Origin of the sequence: Humitalea sp. 24SJ18S-53 (assembly GCF_050632385.1) — a bacterium.
Lineage (GTDB): Bacteria > Pseudomonadota > Alphaproteobacteria > Acetobacterales > Acetobacteraceae > Humitalea.
Genome location: NZ_CP192599.1, coordinates 5,339,701 through 5,356,391, shown reverse-complemented (window position 1 = coordinate 5,356,391; position 16,691 = coordinate 5,339,701). Strand labels below are relative to the sequence as shown.

Here is a 16,691-nt window from a genome sequence, read left to right as displayed (position 1 = left end):
TGCGCCGCATCAACGCCCACCGTCCATCGTGCGGTATCGCGCGTCGGCCATGCATGCGCCGCCGCGCGGCGGCCATGCGCGCGGCTAGACGGGCCGGCGCAACAAGGCCCGGACCACCTCGGCCTGGCCTTGGTGCTTGGGGCCTTCGTCCAAAAGCACCGCGCCCTCGAAGAGTTCCAGCACCTCCAGCGCGGGGAACAGCCGCTCGACCTCGGCCCGGGTCCAAAGCAGCGATGCCTCGCGCGGCCCCCCGGCACGCCGGCCCTCCGGGGCCGGGGCGAAGGCCTCCAGCGCCAGCAGTCCACCGGGCACCAGGGCGGCGGCCGCACCGGCCGCCACCACAGCCCGGTCGGCCGGCGGCAGATGCACGAAAATCCAGGCGACCAGGTCGAAACCCGCCGCCGGCCAGGCCCAGGCGGTCAGGTCGGCCTGGATGAAGCGCGGCGCGACCCCGGCCCGCTGCGCCAGCGTCGCCGCCTTGGCCAGCCCCGCACCCGACCAGTCCACGGCCGTCACCTCCAGCCCCAACCCGGCCAGGAACACGCTGTTGCGGCCCTCGCCATCGCCCAGCGCCAGCGCCCGCATTCCCGGCCGCAGCCGATGCGCGATGGCGCGCAGATGCAGGTTCGGCGCCGTCCCGAACAGAAATTGTTGCTCCGCGTACTTCGAATCCCAGGCGGCGGCATCGCTCATCCGCGGGGGCGCCAGTCCGGCGGCGCCATCTCGAACCCCGCGAACTCGAAGGCCGGGCAGACGGTGCAGCCGACCAGGCTCCATCGCCCCAGCGACGCCGCCGCCTGCCAATGCCCCGCCGGCACCATGGCAAAGGGCACCTGCCCCCGGCCCAGGTCCAGCCCCAGGTGCAGCACCGTGGTGTCCTGCCCATCCGCCGACAGGCTCAGCGCCAAGGGGGCGCCGGCATGCCAGTGCCAGCCCTCTGCCGCATCCACCCGATGCCAATGGCTGGCCTCCCCGGCCGCGAGCAGGAACAGGATCGACGTCCCCACCCCACGCCCGCCACCGGCCGGCACGTCGCGCCAAGTTTCGCGGTAATGCCCGCCCTCGGGATGCGGCGTCAGCCCCAGCGCCGCGATGACGCTGCGGGCCTGCAGATCCGGATCCCCCAAATCGGGCAGGCGCATCGCCGGATCAGGCCGGCGGCTGGGTTTTTGCGATCGGCGGCAGGGCCGAGACCGAGGCGAACCAGGCCGCCAGGGCGGGATGCGCCTCACGCCAGGGCTCATGCGGGAAACGGAAGTCGAGGTAGCCCAGCGCGCAGGCGACGGCGATCGCGCCCAGGTCGGCCAATCCGGCCGGTGGGGCATGGTCCAACGCCGCCAACCCGCGCTGCACAACCGCCTTCTGGCGCGCGTCGGTGCGGGTGCGGACCTCATCCATCGGCTGGCCGACAAAGCCGCGACGCATCACCGCCGCATCCATGATCCCATCGGCCAGGGCTTCGCGCACCAGCACAGCCGTGCGCGGGGCGCCGGTGGCCGGGATCAGCGGGGGCGCATCGCCCATGCGGTCCAGCATGTCGCAGATCACCGCGCTGTCGAAGACGCCGGTACCATCCTCCAGCACCAGGCAGGGGATCTTGGACAGCGGGTTCACCGCAAGCAGTTCATCCGGGGAGACATGCGGATTGGTTGCCACCGGCGTGATCTGGCCGTCGATGCCACGCGCGATGGCGGCGGCCATGACCTTGCGGACGAAGGGGCTGGCGGGGGAGTGGTGCAGGATCATCGGCATGGGGCAGGCAGGGTCCTTCGCAGGCGGCGGATTAGCGGAAGTTATCCTTACCCGAGCGACGTGTCGCCAGGGTCGCGACATCCGCGGCACGGACAAAGGGGTTTGTCGCGCGTTCGTGCGCCATCGTCGTCGGCACCGTCGCGCGGTTTTCTCCGCGCAGGGCGGCGGCCTTGGTCGCCCAGGCACGCAGGGCGGTGTTGTCGGGCTCCACCGTCAGCGCGAAGCGGATGTTGCTCTCGGTATACTCATGGCCGCAGCAGACCAGCGTCTCGTCCGGCAGCGCCGCCAGGATCGCCAGGGCGTGGAACATATCGGCCGGCGTGCCCTCCAGCAGGCGGCCGCAGCCCGTGGCGAACAACGTGTCGCCGCAGAGCACGACGCCACCATCGGCGAAATGGAAGGCGATGTGCCCGATCGTATGCCCCGGGCTGTCCAGCACCACGGCCGGGGTCGCGCCCAGCATGACCGTGTCGCCCGGCTTCACCGCCACATCCAGGGGCGGCAGGCGATGCGCGTCGGCGGCGGCGCCGATGACCTTGGCCCCGGTCGCGGCCACCACCTCGGCCACGCCGGCGACATGGTCGCCGTGGTGATGCGTCAGCAGGATCATGTCCAGCCGCCCACCGGCCGCCTTGATCGCGGCCAAGGGGGGTCCCGCCTCACCCGGGTCGCATAGCGCCACGGTGCCGGTCGCCTCGTCGGTCAGCAGCCAGGCGTAATTGTCGCTCAGGCAGGGAATGGCTTCGGCGCGGACGGCCATGGGTCTCTCCTCGGGGAAGCGGGGCGATTGGGTCGCCGGCGGATCGGCCCTATATCGGCTGCATGCGCGAAGAGGTCCACGGTCTGCCAGCCTTCTACGCCACCCCGGCCGGGCGGGTGGCGGCGCGGCTGCTGCGCACGCGGTTGGCGGGCATGTGGCCGGCGGCGCCGGGGGAACGGGTGCTCGGCCTCGGCTGGCCGCAGCCCTACCTCGATCTATGGCGCGACGGCGCTGCCTGCTGCGTTGCCGCCGTGCCCACCCAATTGGGCGCCATGCCGCAGACGCGCAGCGCCACGCTGGTGGAGGAGATGCACCTGCCCTTCGCCGACCGTTCGTTCGACCGCGTCCTGCTGGTGCATGGGCTGGAAGCCGCCGACCACGCCCGCAAGATGCTGCGCGACGTCTGGCGCGTGCTGGCCGAGGATGGGCGCCTGATCGTGGTCGTCCCCAACCGGCGCGGCATGTGGGCGCATCTGGAACACACGCCCTTCGGCCACGGCCAACCCTATTCGGCCGGGCAATTGTCGCGCCTGCTGGACCGCCACCTGTTCCAGGTGGAACGCCGCGACACGGCCCTGTTCATCCCGCCCTTCGGCTGGCAGCCGCTGCTGCGCGGCGCCCGGATCTGGGAAGCGACCGGCCGCGCCATCGCCCCGCGCTACGCCGGTGTCGCGATCGTGGAGGCGCGCAAGGCCGTCTGGGGCGCGCTGCCGACCGGCGCCACGGTGCCCCGGCGCGTGGTGATGGAGGCCGGCGGGGTCAGCCAGCGCCTGCCATGATGCGCGCTACCAGCGCAGCATCGGCACCAGGCTCAGCACCAGCAAAAACGCCATCGTCCCGTTGAACACCCGCAGCCGGACGCCGCCACCCAACAACCGCCGCGCCGCCGTGCCGAACCAGGCCCACACAAACAAGGTCGGCAGCGACACCAGGGCAAACACCAGGGCGATCAGCGCCGCCTGCGGCAGGATCGGCTCCCCCGGCGTGGTGAAGGCGGGCAGCGCCGCCAGCGCGATCATCCAGGCCTTCGGGTTCACCCACTGGAACCCGGCAGCCCCCCAAAACCCGAGCGGCACCACCCCCCCGGCCTCACCCGGCGGCGGGGCGGAGGCGATCTTCCACGCCAGCCACAGCAACCAGGCAGCCCCTGCCACCTGCATCGCGACATGCAGCCAGGGAAAGGCCGCGAACGGCCACCCCAGCCCCAGGGCGATCGCCAGCAGCATCGCCGGAAAACCCAAGGTAATGCCCATCATATGCGGCACCACCCGCGCGACCCCGGCCTGCGCCGCGGCCGCCGCGACCATCAGCACGTTCGGGCCGGGCGTGGCGGAGGTCGCGATCGCGAAGCCGAACAGGGTAAGGGCGTACTCCATGGCCAGAGCGTCCGCGCCGGGGGCATTTATGTCAAAGTGACTGACGTAATTGCCGCCCCGCGCCCGACGCGGGGCTCAAGCCCGGCGCGCCATCCTGACGACAAATTCGGTCAGCAAAAACACCTCCGGCAGCGCGTCCCGTTTCGCCAGATGCGCCGGCAGCGCCGCGCGGTCGCTGCTTTCGACCAGCGGCACCACGATATCCGCCCGCACGCCAAACACCGCATCGCTGTCCAGGTACTGGTCGCCCTCCGGGAACAACTCGGTCACCAGCGGCACATAGCCCGGGGCCTCGGCGATCAGGTGCAGATGCGCCGGGCGCCAGGCGTCCCGCGCCAGCGCCCGCAACATGTCCCCCGCGGGACCGTCGTAGGGCACCGTGTAGGGTTTTGGCCGTGTCGTGGTGAAGCAGAATGACCCATCCGCCGCGCAGGTCAGCATGCCGTGGTAATTCTTCGCCGGCTGGTCCGCATCCTGGGCGGCGTAGAAGCCGTTGTCGGCGTTCTGCCACATGTCCAAGGTCGCGCCCGGCACGCCCTGGCCGGTGGCGCCATCGACGATGCGCCCCAGCACCACCAGGGGTTCGCCCGGTTGCCCCTTCCACATGTCGCCGCCATCGGCCAGCGGCGGCGCGCCATGCTGGTGGAAGGGGCCGAGGTTGCTGCACGACGTCGCACCCGCCGGCGTGTTCACCATGTCCACCAGCGAGGAAATCCCGAACAGGTCGCTGAACAGGATGAACTCATTGCGCTCGGGCGTGGTGATCTCGGCCGCCTTGGTCAGCGCCATCAGCCCCGTGCGCCATTCGTCATGCGTCAGCGCGGTTTCCTTGACGAAGGCATGCAGGTGCTTGGCCAGGCTGCACAGCACCGCCTTGGTGCGCGCATCCGGCGCCTTCGCGGCATAGGCGGCAAAGGCGTCGGTCAGAGTGTCGGGGGAAACGTTGCGCATGGGGCGAAAAAATCCTCAATCGGCCGTGGCGCCGGAGGTGCGGACCACCTCGGCCCAACGTGCGGCTTCGGCGCGGATAAAGGCGCTGGTTTCGGCGGATGGCATGGGCTGGGCGGAAAACGCCTGGGCGTTCAGCATCGTCGCCATCTCCGGGCTGGCCAGCGACTGCATCAGCGCCGCGTTGAAGGCCTCGACGATCTCGCCCGGCGTACGTGCCGGGGCCATGATCGCGAACCAGGTGCTGGCGGCAAAACCCGGAAATCCCTGTTCAGCGACGGTCGGCAGGTCGGGCAAGGCCGGGTGGCGTTCGGGCGCCGCCATCGCGATGCCGCGCACGGCGCCCGAGCGGATCAGTTGCAGCGCCGGCGGCAAGCTGGTCGATCCGATCGGCGCCTGGTTCGCCACCACCGCCGTCACCGCCTGGGCCGGGCCGAAGGCGACATGCAGGATATCGACACCCGCCAATGCGCGGAACAACTGCTCCGCCCCCAGGTGCGGCGTCGTGCCGGTGCCCGACGATCCGTATTCCATCCGCCGCGTCCGCGCCAAGGCCAGCAGTTCGGCCAGGTTGGTCGCCGGCACCGACGGGTGCACGAACAACACGTTCGGCGTGATCGCCAGCAGCCCGACGGCGACGAAATCCCGTTCGGCATCATAGCCCGCGCGTTCCTTGAACAGCGCCGGGTTCACCGCAAAGGCGGTGGAATGCACCAGGTAATTGTAGCCATCCGCCGGCCCGCGCAGCACCGCCGCCGTGGCGATATTGCCGCCGGCACCGGGCCGGTTCTCGACAACAAAAGGCTGCCCCAGCCTTTCGCTTAAGCGCTGCGCCAGGGCGCGGGTCAGCACGTCGGTGCTGCTGCCCGGCGCGAAGGCCACGGTCAGCCGCACCGGCCGTTCCGGCCAGGCCGCCGCCGCCGGGGCGGCCAGCCCGGCAAGCACAAGCAGGCCGGCGATGAATCGCAGGGGATTTGCCATTGGGACGTCCTCAGCCCGGCGTGAGCCGCCGGTTGATGTCAGTTTTTATCGATAAAACCGAAAACGCAAGAGGCTTGTCGTTCGGATCGCCGCTTGGCACCCTGGCCGCATGGTTGAACCCCCGCCCGACACCCTCGCCACCCAGATCCACCGCCGGCTACGGCAGGATCTGCTGGACGGCGTGCTGGCCCCCGGCGTGAAATTGAAGGTGCACGACTTGGCCGCGCGCTACGGCGCCGGCCCCTCGCCCGTGCGGGAAGCCCTGGCGAGCCTGTCATCGGAAGGGCTCGTCGAACGGCTAGACCAACGCGGCTTCCGCGCCGCCCCCGCCAGTGTCGAGGCTTTCGACGAATTGGTCCGCGCCCGCTGCTGGGTCGAGGAGGTGGCCCTGCGCGAAAGCATCCTGGCAGGGGATGCCGCTTGGGAGGAAGCCATCGTCGTCGCGCGCTTCCGGCTGGATCGCGCCGCGCGCGACGGGCCGGAATGGGAGGCACTGCACAGCGCCTTCCACGCTTCCCTGCTGGCCGCCTGCCCGTCGCCGACCCTGCTGGGGTTTTGCGACACCTTGCGGGACCGCGCCGCACGGTATCGCGCGCTGGCCCGCGCCGCGGCCTATCCGGGCCGCGATGTCGCGGCGGAACACGCGGCCATCGCCGAAGCCGCGCTCGCCCGCCGCCCGCGCGACGCGGGCGCGCTTCTGGCGGAGCATTACCGCGCGACGGCGGGCTGGTTGCGCGCGGCGCTGGCACGCCGGAAAGCGGCCTGAACACGGGGTTTTCAGCAAGGCACGGCGGTGACGGTTCGGCCGGGCAGGGCTAGCCTGCCCCATGCTTCATGCGCCACCGCTTCTGGCTTCGCTCGTCATCGCCCTTTCCATGGCATTCGCCCTGGGCCTGGTCGCCCGGCTGCTTCGGCTGCCGCCGCTGCTCGGCTATCTGGCGGCGGGTTTGGTGGTCGGCCCCTATACGCCGGGTTTCGTCGCCGATGCCGGCTTCACCACCGCGATGGCGGAGGTCGGCGTCGCCTTGCTGCTCTTCGCCATCGGGCTGCATTTCCGGCTGCGCGACCTGCTCAGCGTCTGGCGGGTCGCGCTGCCGGGCGCCGTCATGCAGATCGCCGCGGGCACCACGCTGGGCGCTGTGCTGGGCCACCTCGCCTTCGGACTGGCGCCGCTGCCCGCAGCGGTCTTCGGGCTGACGCTCGGCATCTCCTCCACCGCCGTCGCGACCCGCACGCTGGAGGAAAAGGGCCGCCTGGGCGGTGAGGCCGGGCGGATCGCCCTGGGTTGGCTTGTCGTCCAGGACCTGGTCGTGGTGCTGGCGCTGGTGATCCTGCCGGTGGCCGCGGCCCCCGGCGCGGGCGATGACATCAGTGGTGCGATGATGCGCACGGGTGCGGAACTCGTCGCCTTCGTCCTGGCCATGGTGGCGGTCGGGCGCGTCCTCCTGCCGCGCCTGCTCAGGCTGGTCGCCGGCACCGGATCGCGCGAACTCTTCACGCTGGCCGTCATCGTCACCGCACTCGGGACCGCCTTCGGATCCTCCGCGCTGTTCGGCGTCTCACCGGCGCTTGGCGCCTTCTTCGCCGGAGTCCTGCTGGCCGAAAGCCCGCTGGGCCATCAGGCCGCCGCCGAGACGGCGCCATTGCAACGCGTCTTCGTCGCGCTGTTCTTCGTGTCGGTCGGCATGCTGGTCGATCCGGCGGAGGTGCTGGGCGCGCCCGGGCTGACCGTGGCGACCTTCGTCTGTGTCCTGCTCGCGACCGGGGTCGCGATCTTCCTGCTGCTGGCGGCGATGGGCGTGGCCCTGCCCACCGCCGCGGTCGTGGCGGGCAGCATGGCGCAGATCGGCGAATTCTCCTTCATCCTGCAGGAACTCGCCATCCGGCGCGATATCCTGCCCGAAGCGGCGCGGGGGCCGATCCTGGCCGCGGCGACGCTTGCGATCGTGCTCACGCCCGTCTCCGTCCTGCTGGCCGAACGCCTGGCCATGCGCATCGTGGGCGCGCGGCGTTATCGGGCGTGGCAGGCGCGTCGCGCGCCGCCGCGCGCCTTTCCGCTGCCGCCAAGCGGCCTGTCCGGGCATGCGATCATCGCGGGCTACGGGCGTGTCGGCCGGGTGGTGGCGCGCGCGCTGGCAACGCATGGCATTTCCCATGTCGCCATCGAATCCGACCACGCCCTTGCCGAAATATTGCGTGCCCAGGCCGTTCCGGTGGTCTGGGGCGACGCGACCCGGCCCGAGGTGCTGCGCGCCGCGCGCCCCGATACCGCCCGCCTGATCATCCTGGCCATGCCCGATGCCGCCAGTTGCCGCCGCGTGATGGACATGGCCCGCGCCGCCAATCCCGCGATCATCGCCGGCGCCCGCGCGCATGACGAGGATGAAGCGACCTTCCTCAGCGCGCAGGAGGGCATCGGCCTGGTCATCATGGGCGAACGCGAAATCGCCCTCGGCATGGCCGGCTTCTCGCTGCGCCAATTCGGCATCGAGGCAGAGGGCGCGCAACGCACGATGGATACATTGCGCGCAGCCCCCGCGGGGGTTTGAAGGGCTAAGCTCGCGGCCAGTCCGGCGGATCATACAGCCAAGCCATCCCCGCCCAGGCCGCCTGCGCGCCGCGCCCGGCCAGCATCATGTCGCGCAGCTCCGCCTTGACCCCACCCGCGTGGTAGATCTCGCCATAGAAGCGCGCCGTCAGTTGCACGCGCCCCGTCCGCAGCACCCGCAGCGATTCATATTCCGCCAGCGCGCGCGGCAGGTCGAAGCGGCCGAGTTGATCGGCCAGGCACACCGCATCCTCCAGCGCCATGTTGGCACCCTGCGCCAGGTATTGCAGCATCGGATGCGCCGCATCGCCCAGCAGGGCCACGCGCCCCCGCACCCAGCCGCGCACCGGTTCACGGTCGCACAGCACCCAGTATTTCCAGGTCTCGATCTTCTCCAGCATGCTGCGGACCTCCGGGCGGGCCCCGGCGAAGTGTTTCCACAGCAGGTCCGTGTCGCCGGAAGAATCCCAGCCCTCGCTGTATTCATCGGAGTGGAAGACGGCGACCAGGTTCATCAATTCGCCGCGCCGCAGCGGGTAATGCACCAGATGCATCTTGGGGCCGCCCCACAACAGAACCTCGTCGCGCGGCACGCCCGCCGGGACCTGGTCCATCGGCAACACGGCGCGATAGGCGATGTGGCCGGACACGACAGGCTTGCCATCGCCGATCACCTGCTGGCGGATGCGCGACCACAATCCGTCGCAGCCCAGCAACGCGTCCCCGCGCGCCGTGCCGCCGTCCTCGAACCGCAGGGTCACGCCATCGGCATCCTGCGCGAATCCGGCGGCGGCGCGGCCGGTATGCAGCCTGATCCCCGGCATCGCCGCACAAGCCGCCAGCAGCACACCATGCATGTCGCCGCGATGGATCACCGCATAGGGATTGCCGAAGTGGGCAGCGAACGCGTCGCCCAGCGGCACGCGCGTCACCTCATGCCCCTGCACGGCGCAGCGCATCACCAGTGCCTGCGGCCGCGCGCAGATGTCCAGCATCGCCTGTTTTACGCCCAGGCGGTCGAACATGTGGAACACATTGGGGCCGAGTTGAATGCCCGCGCCGATTTCCCCGAATTTCTCCGTGCGTTCGAACACATCCACGCTGTGCCCGGCGCGTGCCAGGGCCAGGGCGGCGCCCAGGCCGCCGATGCCACCCCCGGCGACCAGGATGCTCATAGCGGCCCGAACCCCGCGCGCGCCCGGCGATAGGCCCAGGCGCGGTTCAGCGGGCGTTCGCCGAACTGCATCTTGCGGGTCTTCTCGATCTCGCCCGGGGTCAGGAACATCGGCGCGCCGCGGGCTTCCGCCGCGATCTGCACGGCGGCGTTTTCCTGCATATAGATGGCGCAGAAACAGACCTCCGGGATCGATGCGCCGACACAGATCGCGCCATGCCGCGCCAGCAGCGCGGTCGGATGCGGACCCAGGGCGGCCGCCAGGCTATCGGCCACCTCCCTGGTGTCGATGATCATGGCGGTGTCGCCAAATTCATCCTGGCTGTCCCAGAAGGGCACCGTGGGGCCGATCACCGACCCCAGGTGGAACACCGGCCGCAGCGGCCGCGACGGGTCCAGCGTAAAGGGCAGCACCGGGCGGCTGTGGTGATGCACCGTCGCCATCACATCGGGCCGGGCGGCAAACAACCGTGCGTGCAGGATGGTTTCCAGATAGGGGCGCAGGTGGCCGGGGTTCTCCGGGTTCGCGTCCAGGTCGAAGCGGATCATGTCCTCGCGCGACACGATCTCCGGACTGCGCGACCGCGACAGCCAGAAACGCGTCGGGTCGTGCGGATCGCGGGCGGCGACATGGCCGAAATCATCCACCACACCCTCGCGTGCCAAAACCCGGTTGGCGATGACGAGTTCGGACAGCAGCGCCTCGGTGACAGGATCTGGCATCGTTCATTTCCCCCTTGCGTTGATCGTCACCATACTGATGATCACGTCCGGATCAACACGGGGCGGCAGACCCCGAATGGAGAAGCGCCCGATGTCCCTGGCCCGCCGCGCCTTTCCCCTGCTTGCCCTGCTTCCAGGCATCGCGGCCGCCCAGGACACCACGGTGCGCGTGATCGTGCCCTACGCCCCCGGCGGTGCGATCGATGCCATCGGCCGGCTCTTCGCCGGGCGCATGGGGGCGCTGCTGAACGAGACCTGGGTGGTCGAAAACCGCTCCGGCGGCAACGGCCGCATCGGCGCGGAGGCGGTGGCGCGCGCCGCCGGCGATGGCCGCACCCTGATGTTCTCGGCCGACATCCACCTGGTCGCGCGCCAGGTGATGCGCGACGTGCCCTATGATTCCATCGCCGACTTCGCCCCGGTGGCACGCGTCGCACAGGGGCCGCTGGTGCTGGTCGGCGGGCCAAAAGTCCGGGCGGAGACACTGCCCGCGTTGATCGCGGCGATGCGCGAGGCCCCCCAAAGCTTCGAATTCGCCAATAGCGCGCTGGGGGCGATGGGGCACCTCGCCACCGAATCCTTCAAGGCCCGCATCGGCACGCCATCGGTCGAAACCGTCACCTACCGCGGCACCGCGCCGGCGCTGAACGATGTGCTGGGCGGCAATGTCGCGTTGATGATGGCCCCGCTGCTGTCGGTGTTGCAGCATGTGCAGACCGGCCGCCTGCGCGCCTTCGGCATCACCGCCGCGACGCGCAGCAGCGTCGCACCCACGATCCCGACCTTGATCGAGGCCGGGTTGCCGGATTTCGTCTTCATCGTCTGGTACGGGTTCTGGGGGCCTCGCGCGCTGCCGGAGACGGTCGTGGCGCGGCTGAACGCAACCGCCCAACGCATCGCGGCCGAACCCGATGTTGCGCGGCGCCTGCTGGATTTCGGCACGGAACCCGTCGCCGAAAGCCCGGGCGATTTCATCGCGCATATCGCGCTGGAATTCGCGCGCAGCAGCGGCATCATCCGGGCGGCGAATATCCAGCCGGAATAAGGCTAGACCGCGATGCGTTCGCATTCGCTCACTCATCGCGGTCTAGCTTGTTGTTTTGTCGCGTGATTCAGCCCTGCGGCGCATTCGCGCCTACGGCCATCACGCTCTAAGCCGCCGCCTCGCGCCCCCGGATGAAGTCGGCACCCTTTTCCGCGATCATCAGCGTGGTCGCGTAGGTATTGGCCGATGGCATGCTCGGCATGATCGACGCATCCACCACGCGCAGCCCCTGCATGCCGTGGACCAGCAGGCGGTCGTTGACCACCGTGGTCGGGTCCGTCGCCGGCCCCATCCGCGCGGTGCCGATCAGGTGGTAGGTCGTGCTGCCGTTCTTCTTGGCGAAATCCAGCAATTCATCGTCGCTCTGGGCCTGGGGGCCGGGCAGGGTCTCCGCCTCCAGGAAGGCGCCGAGTTCCGGGGTCGCCAGCATCCGCCGCAACAGGCGCATGCCGCCCAGATGGACGCGGATATCCATCGGGTCCGACAGATAGTTCGGGTTGATCTCCGGATCCTCGAACACATTGGTGCTGCGGGCGCGGACCCAGCCCAGGCTTTCCGGGCGATGCTGCCAGGCGCCGGCGGTGACACCGGGGTAGTCGTCCAGCACATAGACCTTGCCCTCGGCATAGGAGCCGGGGGTGAAGACGCATTGCAGGTCCGGCTGGTCCAGCCCGGCGAAACTTTTCCAGAAGACATGCACATGCGATGGCGAGGTTGCCAGGATGCTCGGCCGGCGCAGCGCCCAGCGCGTGATCTGCCCGGCCAGTTTCAGCCCCTGCCCGAGTTGGTTCAGGGTTTCGACGCCCGGCTTCGCGCGCATGACCAGGCGGGAGGCGTAGTGGTCGCGGAAATTCGCGCCGACACCGCGCAATTCATGCACCACCGGCACGCCGAGTGTCGCCAGCAGATCGGCCGGGCCGACACCCGAAACCTGCAGCAGTCGCGCCGTGTTCACCGTGCCGGACGACAGGATCACCTCCCGCCGCGCACGCACCTGGCGCGGCGGGGCGGCGGGTGCCGACACATAGCTGATGCCGATGGCGCGCTTGCCGTCGAACAGGATGCGGCTGGCGCGGGCGTTGGTGCGAACCTCCAGGTTCGGCCGCTTCATCGCGGGCTTGAGGAAGGCCACGGCGGCCGAGACGCGGCGGCCGTTGCGGATGGTGCGCTGGTAGTAGCCGACCCCGGCCTGGTCCCCGGAATTGTAGTCCCGCGTGCGTGGGATGCCGAGGCCGACGCACCCCTTGATGAAGGCCTCCGACACCGGGTTGATCCAGTCCATGTCGGTGACCGGGATCGCATTCTCGTTCGTGCCGCGCGTGTCATCCGCGACGCCGATGCGGTTTTCGCTGCGGCGGTAGTAGGGCAGGCAATCGGCATAGCCCCAGCCGCGATTGCCGCGCTGCGCCCAGGTGTCGAGGTCGGCCGGCTGGCCGCGATTGTAGATCATCCCGTTGACCGAGGAGGAGCCACCCAGGGTGCGGCCCTGGGTCGTGGCGATGCGCCGCCCGCCGGTCATGGGCAGGGGTTCGGTCTTGAACTGCCAGGTGACCCCGGGATCGGCCAGGGTTTTTATGAAGCCCGCGGGGATATGGATGAAGGGGTTGCGATCGGGCGGCCCCGCCTCCAGCACGCAGACGGTGACCGAGGGGTCGGCGGTCAGCCGGTTGGCCAGGACCGACCCGGCCGCGCCGGATCCGACGATGACGTAGTCGAAGGTATCGGGTTCAGCCGTGGTCATCGGATGCGTATCCCCTTTGGCCCAAGGCTGCGCCGGTCCGGGCCCGCGATCAATCGCGCAGCGACACCACCGCTTCGACCTCCACCGCGATGCCGCGCGGCAGGCTGCCCATGCCGACCGCCGATCGGGCCGGGCGCCCGGCATCGCCAAACACCTCCACCAGCAGGTCGGTGCAGCCGTCGATCACCTCCGGGTGCTCGCCAAAGCCCGGGGCGGCCCGGACCATGCCGAGGACCTTCAGGATGGTGTCCACCCGGTCCAGGCTGCCGAGGGCGCCGCGCATATTGGCCAGCAGGTTCAACCCGCAGAGCCTGGCCGCCGCATAGCCCTCCGGCACGCCCAGCCCGTCGCCCAGCACGCCTGTGATCGCGGTGCCATCCTCCCGCCGCGGGCCGACGCCCGACAGGAACAGCAACCCCCCGCCGATCCGCCAGGGCACGTAGTTGGCCAGCGGGTTGGGGGGTTTGGGCAGGACGATCCCGAGTTCGGTCAGGCGGCGTTCAGCGGACATGATGTCACTCCCCAGGTGGCGCTTGTCGGCGCGCCGGCGCCATTGTGCAGGCGCCGGCGGGATGATCCAGCCCCAGGTGGTTAGCCGGCCGGAAAGTCGGTCGAGACCGACACCGCCCGCCACTGGGCCAGCAGGGCGGCGGTCGCTGCGTTCTTCTCCTCGATCTTGGCCACCGTGTCGCTGCCGAGCGGCAGGCGGACCGGCGGATCCGAAGCCTCGGCGAAATCGACGACGACCTGGGCGAGCCTGGCGGGGTCGCCGGGCTGTGCGTGGTTGGCCTGGGCCGCGAAGCCGCGCATGGCACCGGCCGTCGCGTGATAATCGGCGATCTGCGCCTGGCTCACCTTCAGCGAGGCGCCGTCAAGGAAATCGGTGCGGAAATAGCCCGGCTCGATGGCAGTGACATGGATGCCGAGCGGCTTCAGTTCGATTGCCAGGGCTTCGCTGAGACCCTCTACGGCGAATTTGGTGGAGCAATAGACGCCCCAGCCGGGGGACGCGGCGTAGCCCCCGATCGAGGAGAAATTCAGGATGCGGCCCGCCTTCTGCCGCCGCATATGCGGCAGCACGGCGCGGGTGACGGCGAGGAGGCCGAAGACATTGGTGCGGTAGACGGCTTCGATCTCCTGTGCGCTCGCTTCCTCGACCGCGCCGAGCAGGCCGAAGCCGGCGTTGTTCACCAGCACGTCGATCCGGCCGAAGCGGGCGATGGCGGCATCCGCGGCGGCGATCGCCTGTGCGTCGTCGGCAACGTCCAGCGCCAGCGCGAGCAGGTTGGGCGACAGGTCGCCGAAGCGCTCGGTGATCGATGCCGGCGAACGCGCCGTGGCGACGACCTTGTGCCCCTGTGCGAGCGCCTGTTCGGCGATCAGGGCGCCGAGGCCACGGGATGCGCCGGTGATGAAGAAGACGAGTTGGGTCACGGTGATCTCCAATTGGTTGTCAGGCGGTGGGGTAGGTGATTTCCCAGGGCGCGGCCCCAGGCGCGGCCTCGGCCGTGGCCAGCGACCAGATCGCTTCGGCCGCGCCCAAGGCTTCCGGTGAACCGGCCGCGACGAGGGTTGCGATGGTGGCGATTCCGATGCGGATGTCCTGGGCGGCAAGCGGCGCCGCGAGGCCCTGGACCAGGTTGCGCAGCGCGGCCTTGCCAAGGCCCAGGCTGGCGTAGGAGGCATGCGGGGTCACCGCGAGGCCACCGCCCGTCACCAGGATCGTGCCGCCGCTTGCGGCGAACAGCGCCTGGGCTGCGCGGATGGCGTGAAGCGCACCGGTGATGTTGACGGCGACATCGCCCTCGACCTCGGCATCCGTCATGGCCGACAGGTCCTGCTGGCGGACATTGGCGGCGTTGTAGAGCACCGCCGTCAGCCCGCCCGTCATGCGATCCGCATTGCGCATGGCGGTGCGCAGGGCCGCGGCATCCGTGGCATCGAGGACGAGGCCATGGGCGTCGATGCCCTTGCCCACGAGCGCCGCCACCAGCGGATCAAGTCGCTTGGGGTTGCGGCTGGAAAGGACGATCTTCGAGCCTTCGCGACCGAACCGCTCGGCGACCGCCAGGCCGATGCCGGGCCCCGCCCCGATGATGAACAGGGCGCCGTGTGTCTGCTTTGCTTGCGACATGCTGCTGTCTCCGCGAATGGAAGCGCTGCGATCAGGGCAGGACTTCGGCCAGTTCGATCAGGTTGCCGACCGGGTCGCAGAAGAAGGCCAGCTTGCGGCTGATGGCGGGCAGCACGAAGGGCTCGGTGACGATGGTCACGCCACGGCCGCGCAGTTTTTCGACCGTAGCGTCGACGTTCGACACGTTGAGGCAGAAGTGATGCAGGCCGCGATACTTCAGGCTGTCGCCGAGGTCGGTATAGGGCCTGGCTTCCACCGGGGCCGGTTCGCCGCCGCCCAGGATCTCGATGTAGAAATTGTCGTCGGCCGCCGGTGCCAGGTAGGCCAGTTGCTCATCGGCGTAGGGCCATTCGGCGACCACGCGGAAATCCAGCTTTTCGACATACCAGTCCTTGGCCGTCGCATAATCGGGCGTGCGGATCGCGACGTGGTGGCCGCGCATGTCGGCGAAGATCGAGCCCGTATTCCTGGCGGGAGGGATGAAGTCGGCCATGGGAATTCTCCTGTGTCGGCCGGCGTCGGCGGGATTGCCGAGCGGCGATGACGGGAGAATTGCGCCAGCAGATTGAAAACATTAGACTGATAATCATCATGGGACTGCTGATTCAGATTCAACAATGAAAGCCATGGACCTCGCCGAACTCGCCGCCTTCGAGGCGGTGGCGCGCCACAAGAGTTTCCGCCGCGCGAGCGAGGAACGTGGCGTCACCGCATCGGCCGTCAGCCATGCGGTCAGCGGCCTGGAAGCGCGGATGGGCATCCGGCTGCTGAACCGGACCACGCGCAGCGTGTCCGTGACCGATGCGGGGGCGATGCTGCTGTCGCGGCTGTCCCTGGCCCTGGGCGACATCGGCGCGGCGCTGGATGGGCTCAATCAGTTCAGGGACACGCCCTTCGGCAAGGTGCGGATCAACGTGCCGAGTTCCATCGCGCCCTTCGTGCTCGGCCCGGTGCTGGGTGGGCTGATCGCGGCGAACCCGCATCTGGCGCTGGAGGTGATCGCGACGGACCAGTTGGTGGATATTGTGGCCGAGGGGTTCGATGCCGGCATCCGCCTGGGCGAGAGCCTGCGGGACGGCATGACCGCCTTGAAGATCGCGCCACGGCTACGCTTCGCCGTGGTGGGATCGCCCGGGTACTTCCAGAAGAACCCGATGCCGCGGACGCCGGACGATCTCGGCGGCCATGTCTGCATCCAGAATCTCTATCCGACCGGCACGCGCTACCCTTGGGACTTTGCCAAGGGCGGCCGCGCGATCGCGTTCCAGCCGACGGGGCCGCTGTCCACCGACAATCACGAATTGATGGTGCAGGCGGCGATCGCGGGGGTGGGCCTGGCCTATGTCTGGGAAGACAGGGCGGCGCAGGGCATCCGGGACGGGCAGTTGCTCCGCTGCCTGGACGGCTGGTGCCAGCCGGAGGACTGGCTTTACCTCTACTACCCGACCCGGAAATACATGTCGGCCGGGTTGCGGGCGGTCATACAGGCGATGCGGGCGTAACGCGGGC

The 16,691-nt window shown here is 69.7% G+C and carries 19 protein-coding genes; 5 read left to right on the top strand and 14 right to left on the bottom strand.

The window, feature by feature from the left end; genetic code table 11:
* Positions 1–84: 84 nt before the first annotated feature.
* Genes ACQW02_RS25805 through gloB form a run of 4 tightly spaced genes read right to left on the bottom strand, consistent with a single transcriptional unit; the run spans position 85 to position 2,512 of the window.
* Complete coding sequence (locus ACQW02_RS25805; protein WP_431282781.1) at positions 85–693, bottom strand: class I SAM-dependent methyltransferase; 609 nt, start codon at positions 691–693, stop codon at positions 85–87.
* Positions 690–1,142 carry a cupin domain-containing protein gene (locus ACQW02_RS25800; RefSeq protein ID WP_431282780.1) on the bottom strand — a complete coding sequence of 151 codons (453 nt, stop codon included), beginning with the start codon at positions 1,140–1,142 and terminating at the stop codon, positions 690–692. The genes ACQW02_RS25805 and ACQW02_RS25800 overlap by 4 nt, the downstream gene beginning before the upstream one ends.
* Before the next feature lie 7 nt (positions 1,143–1,149).
* Entirely contained in the window at positions 1,150–1,752 is a 603-nt protein-coding gene (locus tag ACQW02_RS25795; RefSeq protein WP_431282779.1) for a glutathione S-transferase N-terminal domain-containing protein, read from the bottom strand.
* A gap of 31 nt (positions 1,753–1,783) precedes the next feature.
* Positions 1,784–2,512, bottom strand: coding sequence for a hydroxyacylglutathione hydrolase (gloB, locus tag ACQW02_RS25790; RefSeq protein ID WP_431282778.1), 729 nt, complete (start codon positions 2,510–2,512; stop codon positions 1,784–1,786).
* A gap of 62 nt (positions 2,513–2,574) precedes the next feature.
* On the opposite strand from gloB, the gene ACQW02_RS25785 reads away from it, so the two are divergent.
* Positions 2,575–3,291: a class I SAM-dependent methyltransferase gene (locus ACQW02_RS25785; RefSeq protein WP_431282777.1), complete on the top strand. Its 717-nt coding sequence runs from the start codon at positions 2,575–2,577 to the stop codon at positions 3,289–3,291.
* Between the two features lie 6 nt (positions 3,292–3,297).
* Here ACQW02_RS25785 and ACQW02_RS25780 read toward each other — a convergent pair whose 3' ends face one another.
* From ACQW02_RS25780 to ACQW02_RS25770, 3 genes are all read right to left on the bottom strand, one after another.
* A complete protein-coding gene (locus tag ACQW02_RS25780) occupies positions 3,298–3,888 on the bottom strand; it encodes a LysE family translocator (protein ID WP_431282776.1) in 591 nt (196 codons plus the stop codon).
* 75 nt (positions 3,889–3,963) lie between these two features.
* A complete protein-coding gene (locus tag ACQW02_RS25775; protein ID WP_431282775.1) occupies positions 3,964–4,839 on the bottom strand; it encodes a dioxygenase in 876 nt (291 codons plus the stop codon).
* A 15-nt stretch (positions 4,840–4,854) separates the two neighbouring features.
* Positions 4,855–5,817 (bottom strand): tripartite tricarboxylate transporter substrate binding protein, encoded by a 963-nt coding sequence (locus ACQW02_RS25770; protein WP_431282774.1) that lies wholly within the window; start codon positions 5,815–5,817, stop codon positions 4,855–4,857.
* 109 nt (positions 5,818–5,926) lie between these two features.
* Between ACQW02_RS25770 and ACQW02_RS25765 the strand changes: the two genes are divergently transcribed.
* Positions 5,927–6,583, top strand: a complete 657-nt coding sequence (locus ACQW02_RS25765) for a GntR family transcriptional regulator (protein WP_431282773.1) — start codon at positions 5,927–5,929, stop codon at positions 6,581–6,583.
* Between the two features lie 61 nt (positions 6,584–6,644).
* Positions 6,645–8,366: a cation:proton antiporter gene (locus tag ACQW02_RS25760; RefSeq protein WP_431282772.1), complete on the top strand. Its 1,722-nt coding sequence runs from the start codon at positions 6,645–6,647 to the stop codon at positions 8,364–8,366.
* 4 nt (positions 8,367–8,370) lie between these two features.
* Here the strand turns inward: ACQW02_RS25760 and ACQW02_RS25755 are convergent, their stop codons facing one another.
* Entirely contained in the window at positions 8,371–9,540 is a 1,170-nt protein-coding gene (locus tag ACQW02_RS25755; RefSeq protein WP_431282771.1) for a 3-hydroxybenzoate 6-monooxygenase, read from the bottom strand.
* Positions 9,537–10,262 (bottom strand): class II aldolase/adducin family protein, encoded by a 726-nt coding sequence (locus tag ACQW02_RS25750; RefSeq protein WP_431282770.1) that lies wholly within the window; start codon positions 10,260–10,262, stop codon positions 9,537–9,539. The genes ACQW02_RS25755 and ACQW02_RS25750 overlap by 4 nt, the downstream gene beginning before the upstream one ends.
* A gap of 91 nt (positions 10,263–10,353) precedes the next feature.
* Between ACQW02_RS25750 and ACQW02_RS25745 the strand changes: the two genes are divergently transcribed.
* Entirely contained in the window at positions 10,354–11,307 is a 954-nt protein-coding gene (locus tag ACQW02_RS25745) for a Bug family tripartite tricarboxylate transporter substrate binding protein (protein WP_431282769.1), read from the top strand.
* A gap of 106 nt (positions 11,308–11,413) precedes the next feature.
* Here ACQW02_RS25745 and ACQW02_RS25740 read toward each other — a convergent pair whose 3' ends face one another.
* From ACQW02_RS25740 to ACQW02_RS25720, 5 genes are all read right to left on the bottom strand, one after another.
* Positions 11,414–13,048 carry a GMC family oxidoreductase gene (locus tag ACQW02_RS25740; RefSeq protein ID WP_431282768.1) on the bottom strand — a complete coding sequence of 545 codons (1,635 nt, stop codon included), beginning with the start codon at positions 13,046–13,048 and terminating at the stop codon, positions 11,414–11,416.
* 49 nt (positions 13,049–13,097) lie between these two features.
* Positions 13,098–13,559, bottom strand: a complete 462-nt coding sequence (locus ACQW02_RS25735) for a RidA family protein (RefSeq protein WP_431282767.1) — start codon at positions 13,557–13,559, stop codon at positions 13,098–13,100.
* 80 nt (positions 13,560–13,639) lie between these two features.
* Positions 13,640–14,482, bottom strand: coding sequence for an oxidoreductase (locus ACQW02_RS25730; RefSeq protein ID WP_431282766.1), 843 nt, complete (start codon positions 14,480–14,482; stop codon positions 13,640–13,642).
* Between the two features lie 19 nt (positions 14,483–14,501).
* Positions 14,502–15,182: an SDR family oxidoreductase gene (locus tag ACQW02_RS25725; protein WP_431282765.1), complete on the bottom strand. Its 681-nt coding sequence runs from the start codon at positions 15,180–15,182 to the stop codon at positions 14,502–14,504.
* 31 nt (positions 15,183–15,213) lie between these two features.
* Positions 15,214–15,675: a VOC family protein gene (locus tag ACQW02_RS25720; protein WP_431282764.1), complete on the bottom strand. Its 462-nt coding sequence runs from the start codon at positions 15,673–15,675 to the stop codon at positions 15,214–15,216.
* Between the two features lie 124 nt (positions 15,676–15,799).
* Between ACQW02_RS25720 and ACQW02_RS25715 the strand changes: the two genes are divergently transcribed.
* The gene (locus ACQW02_RS25715) at positions 15,800–16,684 is read left to right on the top strand and encodes a LysR family transcriptional regulator (RefSeq protein ID WP_431282763.1); all 885 of its coding nucleotides are present in this window, start codon (positions 15,800–15,802) and stop codon (positions 16,682–16,684) included.
* Positions 16,685–16,691 lie beyond the last annotated feature (7 nt).

Excerpts from the sequence above, each read along its gene's own strand:
- ACQW02_RS25805 (WP_431282781.1), bottom strand. The coding sequence starts at position 693 with ATGAGCGATGCCGCCGCCTGGGATTCGAAGTACGCGGAGCAACAATTT.
- ACQW02_RS25800 (WP_431282780.1), bottom strand. The coding sequence starts at position 1,142 with ATGCGCCTGCCCGATTTGGGGGATCCGGATCTGCAGGCCCGCAGCGTC.
- ACQW02_RS25795 (WP_431282779.1), bottom strand. The coding sequence starts at position 1,752 with ATGCCGATGATCCTGCACCACTCCCCCGCCAGCCCCTTCGTCCGCAAG.
- gloB (WP_431282778.1), bottom strand. The coding sequence starts at position 2,512 with ATGGCCGTCCGCGCCGAAGCCATTCCCTGCCTGAGCGACAATTACGCC.
- ACQW02_RS25785 (WP_431282777.1), top strand. The coding sequence starts at position 2,575 with ATGCGCGAAGAGGTCCACGGTCTGCCAGCCTTCTACGCCACCCCGGCC.
- ACQW02_RS25780 (WP_431282776.1), bottom strand. The coding sequence starts at position 3,888 with ATGGAGTACGCCCTTACCCTGTTCGGCTTCGCGATCGCGACCTCCGCC.
- ACQW02_RS25775 (WP_431282775.1), bottom strand. The coding sequence starts at position 4,839 with ATGCGCAACGTTTCCCCCGACACTCTGACCGACGCCTTTGCCGCCTAT.
- ACQW02_RS25770 (WP_431282774.1), bottom strand. The coding sequence starts at position 5,817 with ATGGCAAATCCCCTGCGATTCATCGCCGGCCTGCTTGTGCTTGCCGGG.
- ACQW02_RS25765 (WP_431282773.1), top strand. The coding sequence starts at position 5,927 with ATGGTTGAACCCCCGCCCGACACCCTCGCCACCCAGATCCACCGCCGG.
- ACQW02_RS25760 (WP_431282772.1), top strand. The coding sequence starts at position 6,645 with ATGCTTCATGCGCCACCGCTTCTGGCTTCGCTCGTCATCGCCCTTTCC.
- ACQW02_RS25755 (WP_431282771.1), bottom strand. The coding sequence starts at position 9,540 with ATGAGCATCCTGGTCGCCGGGGGTGGCATCGGCGGCCTGGGCGCCGCC.
- ACQW02_RS25750 (WP_431282770.1), bottom strand. The coding sequence starts at position 10,262 with ATGCCAGATCCTGTCACCGAGGCGCTGCTGTCCGAACTCGTCATCGCC.
- ACQW02_RS25745 (WP_431282769.1), top strand. The coding sequence starts at position 10,354 with ATGTCCCTGGCCCGCCGCGCCTTTCCCCTGCTTGCCCTGCTTCCAGGC.
- ACQW02_RS25740 (WP_431282768.1), bottom strand. The coding sequence starts at position 13,048 with ATGACCACGGCTGAACCCGATACCTTCGACTACGTCATCGTCGGATCC.
- ACQW02_RS25735 (WP_431282767.1), bottom strand. The coding sequence starts at position 13,559 with ATGTCCGCTGAACGCCGCCTGACCGAACTCGGGATCGTCCTGCCCAAA.
- ACQW02_RS25725 (WP_431282765.1), bottom strand. The coding sequence starts at position 15,182 with ATGTCGCAAGCAAAGCAGACACACGGCGCCCTGTTCATCATCGGGGCG.
- ACQW02_RS25720 (WP_431282764.1), bottom strand. The coding sequence starts at position 15,675 with ATGGCCGACTTCATCCCTCCCGCCAGGAATACGGGCTCGATCTTCGCC.
- ACQW02_RS25715 (WP_431282763.1), top strand. The coding sequence starts at position 15,800 with ATGAAAGCCATGGACCTCGCCGAACTCGCCGCCTTCGAGGCGGTGGCG.